10 protein-coding genes are annotated in these 13,791 nt (G+C 71.9%); 9 read left to right on the forward strand and 1 reads right to left on the reverse strand.

Translation table 11 applies throughout. The features are described from left to right. Nucleotides 1-24 precede the first annotated feature (24 nt). Nucleotides 25-846, forward strand: a complete 822-nt coding sequence (locus tag ACZ67T_RS04730; protein ID WP_469981554.1) for an IclR family transcriptional regulator — start codon at nt 25-27, stop codon at nt 844-846. A 77-nt stretch (nt 847-923) separates the two neighbouring features. Then, a complete protein-coding gene (gene pepE, locus ACZ67T_RS04735; RefSeq protein ID WP_116502342.1) occupies nt 924-1,652 on the forward strand; it encodes a dipeptidase PepE in 729 nt (242 codons plus the stop codon). Here pepE and ACZ67T_RS04740 read toward each other — a convergent pair. Next, complete coding sequence (locus tag ACZ67T_RS04740) at nt 1,615-3,372, reverse strand: MFS transporter (protein ID WP_469981555.1); 1,758 nt, start codon at nt 3,370-3,372, stop codon at nt 1,615-1,617. The two genes, pepE and ACZ67T_RS04740, sit on opposite strands and share 38 nt — an antisense overlap. A 209-nt stretch (nt 3,373-3,581) precedes the next feature. Between ACZ67T_RS04740 and ACZ67T_RS04745 the strand changes: the two genes are divergently transcribed. The 7 genes from ACZ67T_RS04745 to ACZ67T_RS04775 all read left to right on the forward strand — a co-directional run bounded on the left by ACZ67T_RS04745 (nt 3,582) and on the right by ACZ67T_RS04775 (nt 13,730). Next, on the forward strand, nt 3,582-5,771 hold the full coding sequence (locus ACZ67T_RS04745) for an acyl-CoA dehydrogenase (RefSeq protein WP_469981556.1): 2,190 nt from the start codon (nt 3,582-3,584) through the stop codon (nt 5,769-5,771). A gap of 101 nt (nt 5,772-5,872) precedes the next feature. Continuing rightward, the gene (locus ACZ67T_RS04750) at nt 5,873-6,787 is read left to right on the forward strand and encodes a LysR family transcriptional regulator (protein WP_469981557.1); all 915 of its coding nucleotides are present in this window, start codon (nt 5,873-5,875) and stop codon (nt 6,785-6,787) included. Nucleotides 6,788-6,994: 207 nt separating this feature from the next. After that, a complete protein-coding gene (locus ACZ67T_RS04755) occupies nt 6,995-8,335 on the forward strand; it encodes an MFS transporter (protein ID WP_469981558.1) in 1,341 nt (446 codons plus the stop codon). 17 nt (nt 8,336-8,352) lie between these two features. Then, nucleotides 8,353-10,053, forward strand: a complete 1,701-nt coding sequence (locus ACZ67T_RS04760; protein WP_469981559.1) for an acyl-CoA dehydrogenase family protein — start codon at nt 8,353-8,355, stop codon at nt 10,051-10,053. Continuing rightward, a complete protein-coding gene (locus ACZ67T_RS04765) occupies nt 10,046-11,254 on the forward strand; it encodes a CaiB/BaiF CoA transferase family protein (RefSeq protein WP_469981560.1) in 1,209 nt (402 codons plus the stop codon). Before ACZ67T_RS04760 ends, ACZ67T_RS04765 begins: the two co-directional genes overlap by 8 nt. A gap of 2 nt (nt 11,255-11,256) precedes the next feature. Further along, on the forward strand, nt 11,257-12,438 hold the full coding sequence (locus ACZ67T_RS04770; protein ID WP_469981561.1) for an acyl-CoA dehydrogenase family protein: 1,182 nt from the start codon (nt 11,257-11,259) through the stop codon (nt 12,436-12,438). Nucleotides 12,439-12,536: 98 nt separating this feature from the next. Continuing rightward, nucleotides 12,537-13,730, forward strand: a complete 1,194-nt coding sequence (locus ACZ67T_RS04775; protein ID WP_469981562.1) for a lipid-transfer protein — start codon at nt 12,537-12,539, stop codon at nt 13,728-13,730. The last annotated feature ends 61 nt before the right edge of the window (nt 13,731-13,791 follow it).

Here is a 13,791-nt window from a genome sequence, read left to right on the forward strand (position 1 = left end):
TTCAGGTCTGAATGGTGAGATGCCTTGAGTGAGATCCCGTTGGACCGCAAGACGCCCGCGGGTGCGCTGCAGACCGTCGACCGCGCCCTGCTGGTGCTGCTCGCCTTCGAGCGGACGCGGCCCGACTGGGGCGTGACCGAGGTGGCGGCCGAGTTCGGCTGGGACACCTCGGTCGCCCAGCGGCTGCTCTCGACACTCGCGGGCCGCGGTTTCCTGGTCTCCGACCCGGCCACCCGGCGCTACCGCATCGGGCCCGCCGTGCTCCGCCTCGGCCGGCTCTGGGAGCGCTCGGGCTCGCTCGAACTGCTCGCCGCGCCCGTCCTGGAGGAACTGGGCCGGGCGACCGGCGACACCGTCCTGTTCTGTCTGCCGGACAGCTTCCACATGCGCTGTGTCGCGGCCGTCGAGGGCGAGTCCGGGCCGCTGCGCTACTACCCGCTGGTCGGAGAGCTGTACCCGGCGCACGCCGGAGCCACGGCCAAGTCGTTCTACGCGTTCCTGCCCGACGAGCAGCGCCACCGGCTCTTCCGGGGCCGCCCCATGGCCCGCTTCACCGACCGCACGGTCACCGACCCGGACGAGCTGGAGCGGGAGCTGGTGCAGGTGCGCGCCCAGGGGTACGCCTGGACGGTCGGTGAGTACGACGCCGGGATCGCGACGGTCGCCGTGCCGGTCTTCCTGGGCCGCGAGCCCTACGGAAGCCTCAGCCTCGGCGGCGCCAAGGAGCGTTTCGCGGACGGGCCCGAGGACCGGCTCGACGCCCTGCGCAAGGCCGCGAGCCTCCTGGAGAAGCGGCTCACGCACCCTCCGCAGCGCACGCGCAAACCGCGCGCGCCCCGGTCCTGAAGCCCGAAGTCCTGAAGCCCGAAGTCCTGCAGCCCTGAAGTCCCGAAGTCCTGAACCACCCCTGAGGAGTCACCCCCTTGAATCTGCTGCTGCTCTCCAACTCCACCCAGTACGGCCGCGGTTACCTCGCCCACGCCCTGGACACCGTCACCGGCTTCCTCCCCCCGAAGGCCCGTCTCGCGTTCGTGCCGTACGCGCTGGCGGACCACGACACGTACACGGACCGGGTGCGCGGCGCGCTCGAAGGCGCCGGGATCGGCGTGCGCGGTGTCCACGAGGGCGACGACCCGGTGGCCGAACTCGCCGCGGCCGACGCCGTGTTCATCGGGGGCGGGAACTCCTTCCGGCTGCTGAGCGCGCTCTACCGCACCGGCCTGCGCGACGCCCTGATCAAGGCGGTCGGCGGCGGCCTGCCCTACATGGGCGCGAGCGCCGGCACGAACATGGCGGCGCCCAGCCTGCGCACGAGCAACGACATGCCGATCGTGCAGCCCCCGTCGTTCGAGGCGCTCGGCCTCGTCCCGTTCCAGATCAACCCGCACTACCTGGACCCGGACCCGGCGTCCACGCACAAGGGCGAGACCCGCGAGGAGCGCCTCACGGAGTTCCTCGAGGAGAACGACGTGCCGGTGCTCGGCCTGCGCGAGGGGTCCTGGCTGCGGGTGAACGGCGAACGCGCCGCGGTTCAGGGCGAGCGTGCTGCCCGCCTCTTCACCCGCGACGCGTCCCCGAAGGAGCTGCCGGTCGGTTCCGATGTCTCCGAACTGCTCAGCTGTGAGCCGCGGTTCGACTCTCCTGCGCGATGAGCTCCAGGGCCAGGTCGACGTCGACCGGCCGGTCCTCGCCGTGGTGCGTCGCCGCGGAGGCCCGCGGCGCGTGCCCGGCGGCGGTGGCGGCCAGCACGTACGAGCCGCCGGCCGGGACCTCCAGGGCGTAACGGCCCGTGTGGTCGGTCAGCGCGGCGCCCGCCTGGCGGCCGCGCCGGTCGATGAGCGTGACCTTGGCCCGGGAGACCGGCAGGCCCGCCGCGTCGAGCACCTGGCCGCGGAAGCCTCCGAGGATCTCCTCGGCGCGCTCCAGTGCCGCGTCCTCCTCGCTGCTGGCGCGCAGCTGCGGCTTGGTCGCCTGGCGCTGCTTCGGCAGGAAGACGGCGAGCAGGACGCCCATGGCGACCGCGCCGGTGGCGATCAGGAACGAGATGCGGAAGCCGTGCATGGTGGGCACGGCCGCGCCGCCGACGTGGTTCGCCGTGTTGGCGAGGACCATGCCGATCACGGCGCTCGACACCGAGGTGCCGATGGACCGCATCAGGGTGTTGAGACCGTTGGCCGCACCCGTCTCGGACGCGTCGACGGCGCCGATGATCAGGGCGGGCAGCGAGGAGTAGGCGAGTCCGATGCCGGCGCCCACGACCACCGAGATGACGATGGTCTGCCAGGCGGCGCTCATCAGGCCGAGGCCGGCGCCGTAGCCGATCGCGATGATCAGCATGCCGAGGATCAGCGTGGTCTTCGGGCCGTACTTCGCCGACAGGCGGGCGTACACGGGGGCCGTGAACATCATCGTGAGGCCGAGCGGCGCCACGCACAGGCCCGCGACGACCATCGACCGGCCGAGGCCGTAGCCGGTCGCCTCCGGCAGCTGGAGGAGCTGCGGCAGGACGAGCGAGATCGCGTAGAACGCGACACCGACCATGATCGAGGCGAGGTTGGTGAGGAGCACCTCGCGCCGGGCCGTGGTGCGCAGGTCCACGAGCGGGGCCTTGAGCTTCAGCTCCAGCACGCCCCACAGCACGAGCACGACGAAGGCCGCGCCGAACAGGCCGAGCGTCATCGGGTCGGTCCAGCCCCAGTCACTGCCCTTGGTGATCGGCAGCAGGAAGAGGACGAGTCCGGCCGACAGGCCGAGCGCGCCGAGGACGTCGAAGCTGCCCTCGGCCTTGACGGAGCTCTCCGGGACGAAGATCAGGGTGAGCAGGATCGCGACGACACCGAGGCCCGCCGCGCCGAAGAAGAGGGCGTGCCAGTCGGCGTGCTGGGCCACGAGGGCCGCCAGCGGGAGCGCGAGTCCGCCGCCGACACCGATGGAGGAGCTCATCAGGGCCATCGCGGACCCGAGCTTCTCGCGCGGCAGCTCGTCGCGCATCAGGCCGATGCCGAGAGGGATGGCTCCCATGGCGAAGCCCTGGAGGGCGCGGCCCACGATCATCACGAGGAGATCGCTGGTGAAGCCCGCGACGAGCGAGCCGACGACCATGATCGCGAGGCTCGTGAGGAGCATCCGGCGCTTGCCGTAGAGGTCGCCGAGGCGGCCCATGATCGGAGTGGAGACGGCGCCCGCGAGGAGGGTCGAGGTCATGACCCAGGTCGCGTTGGAGGGGGCGGTGCCGAGCAGGACCGGGAGGTCCTTGATGACCGGAACGAGAAGTGTCTGCATCACCGCGACGGTGATACCGGCGAAGGCGAGTACGGGGACGACTCCGCGTATTCCGCGTTGCGCGGTCGGCCGTTGGGTCGTCTGCGTCATTACGTAGTGCCTCCGGAGGCAGAGAGTTCAGGCGTCGCGCGGCGGCGGGCTTCGCGCGTCGGGTACGTGAATCCGAACCCGTTACCTCGGGCGACTATTCCGACGGGTGTCGTACAAGGGGAAGTCTTGAAGGTCTTTACCTTTTGATTACATGCCTCGCTCGGTATCTGACCTTCCGTCAGATTGGAACGTGTTCTACCGTGCGCCGCATGGGCATCGCGATCACGCAGGAGCAAGAGGAGCTGTCGGACGCCGTGCGCGGCTGGCTCGCACGCGCCGTACCGCCCGAGGAAGTGCGCAAACTGCTCGACGCCCCCGCAGCCCCCGCGGGCCGCCCCGCCCACTGGGACGGACTCGCCGGACAGGGGCTGCTCGGCCTCCATCTGCCCGAGGAGTACGGCGGGGGCGGCGGCGACCTCGTCGACCTCGCGGTCGTCCTCGAAGAGGCGGGGCGGGCCGCGCTGCCCGGCCCCTTCGCGGCCAACGCCGCCGCCTCGCTGGTCCTGTGCCACGCGGGGGCCTTCGGCCTCGCCGCGTCCCTCGCCTCCGGCGACCGCATCGGCGCCGTCGCCCTCGGCACGGGAACGCTGACCGCCGTCACTGTGTCCGACGGGCTCGTCCTCGACGGGGTGGCGCCGCCCGTCCTGTCCGGGGGCGAGGCCGACCTGCTCCTCCTGGCCGCCGAGTCCGCGACCGGAACCGTCTGGGTCGCCGTCGACGCGGACACCGCGGGAATCGGCGTCCGCGTCCACGAGAGCGCCGACCCCACGCGCCCCACCGCGGAGATCACCGCCCGGGGCGCCCTGGTGCCGGCCCCCCGGATCCTCGCCGTCGACACGGCCACCGTGCGCGACCTCGCCTCCGTCGTCCTCGCGGCCGACGCGTGCGGCGTCGCGGCGTGGGCGCTGCACACGGCTGCCGAGTACGCGAAGGTGCGGGAGCAGTTCGGGCGGCCGATCGGACAGTTCCAGGGCGTCAAGCATCTGTGCGCGGACATGCTGGTCCGGGTCGAGCAGGCGCGGGCACTGGTGTGGGACGCGGCACGGGCGGCGGGCGAGGGCGTCCAGGCGTCGGACGGTGGCGCGGCGCGTGAGCTGGTCGCCGCTCTCGCCGCAGGGGCCGCGCTCGATGCCGCGTACTCCTGCGCCAAGGACTGTGTGCAGATCCTCGGCGGGATCGGGTTCACCTGGGAGCACGACGCGCATCTCTATCTGCGGCGGGCCGTCGTCGCACGGCAGCTGCTCGGCGCGGGGGACGCGCACCGGCTGCGGGCGGTGCGGCTCGCGGAGGGCGGGGCGCGGCGCGAGCTGCGCCTCGAGCTGCCCGCGGAGGCGGAGGTGTTCCGGGCGCGGGCCCGTGAGGCCGTCGAGGGGATGTCCGGCCTCGACCCGGCCGCCGCCCGCCGCGCCCTCGCGCCCACCGGGTACGCGGCGCCGCACCTGCCCGAGCCGTACGGCCTCGGCGCGGGCCCCCTCCAGCAGCTCGCCGTACAGCAGGAACTCGCCGCCGCGGGCGTCCGTGTCAGCGACCTAGGCATCGGGACCTGGGTCGTCCCCTCACTCCTCGCCTATGGCACCGAGGAGCAGCGGGACCGCTACCTCCTGCCCACCCTCCTGGGCGAGGTCATGTGGTGCCAGCTGTTCTCCGAACCCGGCGCCGGCTCCGACCTGGCCTCGCTGCGGACGAAGGCCGAGCGCACCGAGGACGGGCGCTGGCGCGTCAACGGGCAGAAGGTGTGGACGAGTGCCGCCCAGTGGGCCGACCGCGGGATCCTGCTCGCCCGCACCGACCCGGACGCCCCCAAGCACAAGGGCCTCACCTACTTCCTCGTCGACATGAAGCGGACCGAGGGCATCGACGTACGGCCCCTGAAGGAGATCACCGGGGACTCGCTCTTCAACGAGGTGTACTTCGACGACGTGCTGCTCCCCGAGGACGCCGTGGTGGGGCAGGTGGACGACGGCTGGCGCGTCGCCCGGAACACGCTCGGCAACGAACGGGTCCACATGGCCGACCAGTTGACCTTCGACACGGGCCTGGAGGCGCTGATCGCCCGCGCCGGAACGCTCGACGGCGCGTACCGGGCGCGGATCGGCGCGCTCGCCACGGAGGCGCACGCCCTGGCCTGCATCGGGCTGCGCACGACGATGCGGCAGGTGGCCGGCGCGGAGCCGGGCCCGGGGGCGTCCGTACGGAAGCTCGTGCAGACGCCGCACCAGCAGAAGGTCGCCGAACTCGCCCTGGAGCTGCTCGGTCCCGAGGGCGCCCTGGGGGAGGGAGCGGGGGAGCGGGCGCTGCACGGGTTCCTGATGTCGCGCTGCCTGACGATCGCCGGCGGCACGACGCAGGTGCAGCTGAACGTCGTGGCGGAACGGATCCTGGGGCTGCCTCGGGACTGAGGAGTGGGTGCACGGGGGGTCCGGGCTCGCCGGCGTCCGGGCCGCCCACGGGCCGTACGGTCGCCGCGTGGAGCTCGGACCACGGGCCGTATGGTCGCCGCGTGGAGCTCAGACACCTCTCAGGATTCGTCGCCGTCGCCGAGGAACTGCACTTCGGGCGGGCCGCCGAGCGGCTGCACATCGCGCAGTCGCCGCTCAGCCAGCAGATCAAGCTGCTCGAGCGGGATCTGGGCGTCAAGCTGTTCGACCGGACGACCCGGACCGTGCGGCTCACCGCGGCCGGGCACGCGCTGCTCGGGCCCGCCCGGCATCTGCTCGCCGAGGCGTCGGCGGTGCGCAGGACCGTGCAGGCCGCGCACCTCGGGGAGGTGGGGCGGGTCACCGTCGGGTTCGCCGGGGCGAGCAGCTACTCCGCGCTGCCGCTGCTCACCCGCGCCGTCAACTCCGAACTCCCCGGTATCGAGCTGGTGCTGGAGGGCCAGACCTACACCGGTGAGGCGCTCGGGAGGATCGCGGACGGGTCCCTCGACGTGGGGTTCGTGGCGCTCCCGGTGCGGCGCGGCATCACGGCGCGCGTCGTGCGGATGGAGCGGCTCGTGCTCGCGCTGCCCGACAGCCATCCGCTCGCCCGGCAGGACGAGGTCCACTTCGCCGAGCTGGCGCACGAGCCGTTCGTCACGTTCCCCGTCGCCCGTGGCTCGGCCGTGCGCGAGGCCATGGTGCAGGCCTGTCACGACGCCGGGTTCGCCCCGCGGATCGCCCAGGAGGCGCCGGACTCGTACAACATGCTCGCCCTCGTCGGCGCGGGTGTCGGGCTCGCCGTCGTCGTCGCGTCCGCGCGCGCCATCCATCTCGAACACGTCGTGTTCCGCCCGTTGGTCGGGGACGACGTGCCGGTGCTCCCCATCGCCCTCGGCTGGCGCACCGGAAACCGCTCGGCGCCCCTCCAGGCGGTCCTGCGCGTGGCGGAGGACGTCCTGCCGACGCCACCGGACGCCCCCGACGCCGGCGTGTGACGGCTCCTTTTCTGACGGATGACGTCTGACTGGAGCCCGGTATTGGTCTTGGACACATCCTAATGAGCGGGTGCAGAGTGATCCACGTCTCGCGACGGAGCGATGAGCGCCGGGCGTGGAGCGTGGACGGGCACCGGCCGCTCGGTGGCCCCGCCCCCTCCGGCCCGTCCCCTCCCAGCGGGATGCCGCTACGAGAGGACGCTCGTCATGCAGCACGACGCCCCAGTCCCCGGGGTCAGCGCAACCCAGGCCCGTGACGCCCGCCGCGCCGGTGTCACCGCCTTCGTCGGCACCACCATCGAGTGGTTCGACTTCTACATCTACGGCTCCGCATCCGCTCTGGTCCTCGGCAAGATCTTCTTCGCCGAGGCCTCGCCGGCCGTAGGTACTCTCGCCGCCTTCGCCACTTTCTGGGTCGGCTTCCTGGCCCGCCCCCTCGGCGGCCTGATCTTCGGCCACTTCGGCGACCGCTACGGCCGCAAGAAGGCCCTCGTCACCACGCTCACCATGATGGGCGCCGCCACCTTCTGCGTCGGGCTGCTCCCGGGCTACGCCCAGATAGGCGCCGCCGCGCCCGTCCTCCTCGTGCTGCTGCGCATGATCCAGGGCGTCGCGATGGGTGGCGAGTGGGGCGGCGCCGTCCTCATCGCCACCGAGTACGCCCCGCCCAGGCGCAAGCTTTTGTACGGGGCGTTCGCCCAGCAGGGCTCGCCCGTCGGCAACCTTCTCGCCACGCTCGCCTTCCTCGGCATCGCCCAGCTCCCCGACGCCGCCTTCGAGTCCTGGGGCTGGCGCGTCCCGTTCCTCTTCTCCGCCGTACTCGTCGCCGTCGGCCTGTTCATCCGCCTGCGGCTCGCCGAGACCCCCGAGATGGCCGCGGCCCTGGAGCGCAAGCAGACGTCCAAGCTGCCGATCAAGGACGTCCTGACCCGCTCGCCGATGCTGGTCCTGCTCGGTGTGCTCGCCGGCACGGCCGGGGTCGCCATCACCTACGTCAAGACGACCTTCGCCCTGTCCTGGGCCACCTCCGACCTCGGCTTCGACCGCACGTCGTTCCTGACCGTCATCTCGCTCGCGCTGGTCGTCCAGGTCGTCGTGCAGCCCTTCGGCGCGGTCCTCGCGAGCAAGTGGCCCGTGCGCAAGGCCGTGTTGTGGATGCTGCTGCCCGAATTCGTCGTGCTGCCACTGATGTTCGTCCTCGTCGGGACCGGGAACTTCTGGCTGGCAGTCCTCGGCATGGGCCTCGCCACCTTCCCGCACGCCATGTACTACGCGGCGCTCGCCGGCATCCTCGCCCGGGTCTTCCCCGTCGAGGTCCGCTACACCGGCATGTCCCTCTCGTACCAGCTGTGCACGACGCTGTTCGCCGGGACCGCGCCGATCGTCTCCCAGTACCTGCTCAACTCCACCGGCTCGATCTGGCCCGTCGTCGCGCTCGGCCTCGGCTACACCCTCGTGACCCTCGTCGGTGTCCTGCCGCTGCTCGCCCGTACCGCCGCTGCGCCGGAGCCGGCCGCCGTCACCACCCGCACCGCCTCCCACGCCTGACCCGGAGTGATCCCCCGATGAACTACGCCGACCGCGACCCCGCGCTGCGCCCCTTTCTCGACCGTGTCCTGTCCGCCGACGACCGGGCCCGTGTCGAGCCGCTCCTGACCGAACTCGGCGCGCTCGCGGCCGGCGACCTCGACCGACAGGCCGCGCTCGCCGACGCCAACCCGCCCCGCCTGGTCCAGTACGCGCCCGGCGGTGAACGCGTCGACGAGATCGCGTACCACCCGGCCCACGACCGCGCCGCCGCCATCGCCTACGAGGAGTTCGGGCTCGCCGCGATGTCGCACCGCCCCGGCGTCCACGGCTGGCCGTCCAAGGTCCCGCACACCGTCAAGTACGCCCTGTCCTACCTTTATGTGCAGTCCGAGTTCGGCATGGCCTGCCCGCTGTCCATGACGGACTCGGCCGCCCGCATCCTGCGCCTGTTCGACCCCGAGCGGTACGCGGCCGAGATCGCCGCGCTCTCCTCCACCGACCCGGAACTGCGGGCCACCGGCGCGATGTTCATGACGGAGAGGCAGGGCGGCACGGACGTCGGCCTGACGGAGACCGTGGCCACCGACCGGGGCGCGCACTGGACGCTCACCGGCAAGAAGTGGTTCGCCTCCAACCCGGGCGCCGACGTGATCCTCACCCTCGCTCGCGTCCCCGGCCAGGGCGACGGCACCCGCGGCCTCGGCATGTTCCTCGTCCCGCGCCTGCGCCCCGACGGCACCCGCAACGCGATCCGCATCGACCGCCTCAAGGACAAGCTCGGCTCGAAGTCCATCGCGAGCGGCGAGGTCACCCTCGAAGAGGCGTACGCGACGCCGGTCGGCCAACTCGCCGACGGATTCCGGCAGATGGCCGAGATGCTCAACGTCTCCCGCCTGTCCAACGCCATGCGCGCCACGGCCCTGATGCGCCGCGCCGTCCGCGAGTCCGTCGACCACACCCGCGTACGCCACGTCTTCGGCAAGCCGCTCTTCGAACAGCCCCTGATGCGGGCCACGCTCCTGCCGATGATCATCGACACGGAGGGGGCGCTCGCGCTCGTCCTGGAGGCGGCCGCCCGTCTGACGGCCGCCGACGAAGAGGCCGCCCGTGGTGAAGAAGGGGTGGCCCGCGAGCTCGTCCGCGTCCTCACCCCGCTCGCCAAGTACACCCTGTGCAAGCGCGCCCGGACCGTCACCGGTGAGGCCATGGAGATCCGCGGCGGCAACGGCTACATCGAGGACTGGGTCAACCCCCGGCTCGTGCGCGACGCGCACCTCGGCTCCATCTGGGAGGGCTCCTCGAACGTCATCGCGCTCGACGTGCTGCGCTGCATGCGCCGCCAGGGCGCCCACCGCACCCTCGCCGGCGCGTACGGCGGACGCGCCGAGACGCGGGACCGCTGGGAGCTGCTGCGCAGGAAGGGCGACGCGCTCCTCGAACTCCCCGCCGACGAACAGGAGATGAGGATCGGCCGGTACGCCGACGAGCTCACGCGCGCCGTCATGGAGACCCTCCTGTACGACCAGGCCTCCCACGAGGCGGAGGCCACGGGCAACGGCCGCGCGCTCCTCGTCGCCCGCACCTGCACCGCGCTCCTCGACGACCCGGACACCCCGCCCCGCGCCGCACTGGACCGCCTGGCCGAACTGGCCGAGGGTGGACAGGTCCCGCTCTCTTCGGCCGAGGAGACCCCGGCGGAGGAGAACACCGTGAAGGAGCCCGCCGCACATGCCTGAGCAGCCCCGCCCCGCCGCCCCGCTGGCCGGAATGAAGGTCGTGGACCTGTCCAAGATCCTCGCCGGGCCCTACGTCACGATGTCGCTCGCCGACCTCGGAGCCGACGTCATCAAGGTCGAGCACCCCGACGGCGGCGACCCGACGCGCGCCTGGGGCCCGCCGTTCAACGGCCCCGACGCGACCTACTACCTGGCCGCGAACCGCAACAAGCGCTCCGTCACCCTCGACCTCAAGTCTCCCGAGGGACAGGAGGCCGTCCACCGCATGCTCGCCGACGCGGACGTGATGGTGGAGAACTTCCGCCCCGGAAGCTCGCTCGCCCGCGTCTTCGACTACCGCGAACTCAGCGAGCGCTACCCCCGGCTGGTCATCCTCCACATCTCCGCGTTCGGCGACACGGGCCCGCTGCGCGACGAGCCCGGCTACGACATGGTGGCGCAGGCGTCGGCCGGCCTGATGTCCCTGACCGGCGAACCCGACGGGCCGCCCGTGAAGGCCGGTTACGCGATGGGTGACCTGGGCGCCGCCCTCTTCGGCCTCATCGGCGTCAACGCGGCACTCGTCGAACGCGAGCGCACGGGCATCGGCCAGTACGTCACGACCTCCCTGTACGAGTCCCAGCTCGCCCTGCACATCAACTGGGCGACCGGCTACTTCGCCACCGGGGAGCGCCCCACCCGCCTCGGCTCCGGCCACCCGAGCCTCGTCCCGTACCAGGCCTACCCGGCGTCCGACGGGCACTTCGTGATCGCCGTCGGCAGCGACGGCCTCTTCCGCAGGCTGAGCGAGGCGCTCGGCCACCCGGAGTGGGCCGACGACCCGCGCTTCGCCACCAACCGGGACCGTGTCACGCACCGCACGGCCCTCAACGCCAAGCTGGAGTCCGTCCTCGTCGACGACACCGTGGCCAACTGGTGCGCCCTGCTGAAGCCGCGCGGCGTCCCCGTCGCACCGATCCGCACCCTCGACGAGGTCTACGACTGCCCGCAGACCGAGGCGCTCGGCATGGTCCAGAAGGTCGACCACCCCGACGTGGGCCCGCTCCAGCAGGTCGCCTTCCCCGTCACCTTCCGCGGCGAGCGCCCGGCGGTGCGCACCGCCCCGCCCACCCTCGGCCTGCACAGCCGGGACATACTCACCGAACTCGGCTACGACGAGTCCGCCATCGACCGCCTGCTCGACCACCCTCAAGGAGCCTGATCATGCCGTTCGCCGCCCTCGACCCCGTCGACCCGCTGAACCTCGAAGCGCTCCTCACCGACGAGGAGCGGGCCGTGCGCGACACGGTCCGTCAGTACCTCGACGACAAGGTCGAGCCGCACATCGCCGAGTGGTTCGAGAGCGGGGAGCTGCCCGCCCTGCCCGAACTCGCCCGCGAATTCGGCAAGATGGGCCTGCTCGGCATGCACCTGGAGGGCTACGGGTGCGCGGGCATGTCCGCCCGCGCGTACGGCATCGCGTGCCGCGAGCTGGAGGCGACGGACTCGGGCCTGCGCTCCTTCGTGTCCGTGCAGGGTTCCCTGGCCATGTTCGCGATCCACCGCTTCGGCTCCGAGGAGCAGAAGCAGGAGTGGCTGCCGCGCATGGCGGCGGGCGAGGCCATCGGCTGCTTCGGTCTGACCGAGCCCGACCACGGCTCCGACCCGTCGTCCATGACGACGCGTGCGCGGCGTGACGGCGACGACTGGATCCTGGACGGCCGCAAGATGTGGATCACGAACGGCTCGGTCGCGGCCGTCGCCGTCGTCTGGGCGCAGACCGAGGACGGCGTGCGCGGCTTCGTCGTGCCCACCGACACCCCCGGCTTCTCGGCGCCGCTGATCAAGCACAAGATGTCGCTGCGGGCGAGCGTGACCAGCGAGCTGGTCCTCGACGGCGTACGCCTGCCCGCGTCCGCCCGGCTCCCCGAGGCGCGCGGCGTGGGCGCGCCGCTGACCTGCCTGAACGAGGCGCGCTACGGCATCGTGTGGGGCGTCACCGGCGCCGCGCGCTCGGCCTGGCAGGCGGCCGCCGACTACGCGGGCCAGCGCGAGCAGTTCGGCAAGCCGATCGCCGCGTTCCAGCTCACGCAGCAAAAGCTCGTCGACATGGCGCTCGAACTCCACAAGGCGACGCTGACGGCGCTGCGCCTGGCCGACCTGAAGGACTCGCCCGCCGGTGTCCACCCGGCGCAGATCAGCTTCGGCAAGCTGAACAACGTGCGTGAGGCCATCGAGATCTGCCGCACCGCCCGCACGATCCTCGGCGCCAACGGCATCTCGCTGGAGTACCCGGTGATCCGTCACGCCAACAACCTCGAGTCCGTGCTCACTTACGAGGGCACGACGGAGATGCACACACTGGCGCTCGGCCAGGCGCTCACGGGTCACGCGGCCTTCCGCTAGGCGCCCGGCCGTCCCGGAAGCCGGGGAAGCCCTTCCCTCGGCGGCCCGCTCCTGCCAGTATCTGACGACTCGTCAGATACTGGCAGGAGGCCGTTTCCATGGGCAAGGCGTACATAGTCGGCGTCGGGATGACCAGGTTCGAGAAGCCCGAGAGCCGCGACTGGCAGTACTGGGACATGGCGAAAGAGGCCGGGACCAAGGCCCTCGACGACGCCGGGATCTCTTACGAGGACGTGGAGCAGGTCCCCGTCGGCTACTGCTTCCAGGCCTCGACCGCCGGGCAGCGCGCGGTCTACGAACTCGGCCTGACCGGCGTCCCCGTCTACAACGTCAACAACAACTGCGCGACGGGTTCGAGCGCGCTGATGCTCGCCCGCCAGTTCGTCGAGGGCGGCCTCAACGACTGCGTGCTGGCGCTCGGCTTCGAGAAGATGCAGCGCGGCGCGCTCGGCGGGGGAGCCGACGGCGGCGACTTCAAGACCTCACCGGTCGCCCGGCACTACGGCATCATGGCCGCGAAGCACGGCTTCGAGATGTCCCCGCCCACCGCCCAGATCTTCGGCGACGCGGCCCGCGAGCACATGGAGAAGTACGGCACGACCGAGGCCCAGCTCGCCGCCGTCGGGGCCAAGAACCACCGGCACTCCGTGAACAACCCGTACGCCCAGTTCCAGGACCCGTACACCGTCGACGAGATCCTCGCCGCGAAGACCATCCACGCGCCGCTCACCAAGCTCCAGTGCTCGCCCACCTCGGACGGCGCGGCGGCGGCCGTCGTCGTGTCGGAGCGGTTCGTCGAACTCCACGACCTCGGCGACAAGGCCGTGGAGATCGCCGCGCAGGCCATGACGACCGACACGGGGGAGTCCTTCGCCTCCGGCTCCTGCATCGACGTCGTCGGACAGCCCATGTCACGCGCCGCCGCCACCCGCGTCTACGAGGCGTCCGGACTCGGCATCGAGGACGTCGACGTGATCGAGCTGCACGACTGCTTCTCCGTCAACGAACTGCTCACCTACGAGGCGCTCGGCATGTGCGCTCCGGGCGCCTCCGGCAAGCTCGTCGAGGAGGGTGCGACGACGTACGGCGGACGCTGGGTCGTGAACCCCTCCGGCGGCCTCATCTCCAAGGGCCACCCGCTCGGCGCGACCGGTATCGCGCAGGCGGCCGAGCTGACCTGGCAGCTGAGGGGCGAGGCCGGCGCGCGCCAGGTCGCGGACGCCCGCGTCGGACTCGCCCACAACATTGGACTCGGCGGCGCCGCCGTCGTGACCATGCTGCGCAGGTCCTAGTCCCGTCGTAGTCCCAGGGGACCAGTACCGGGTGCGCCGAAATCCTGATGTACGGACCGAC

This window comes from Streptomyces sp. NPDC107517, assembly GCF_055582645.1.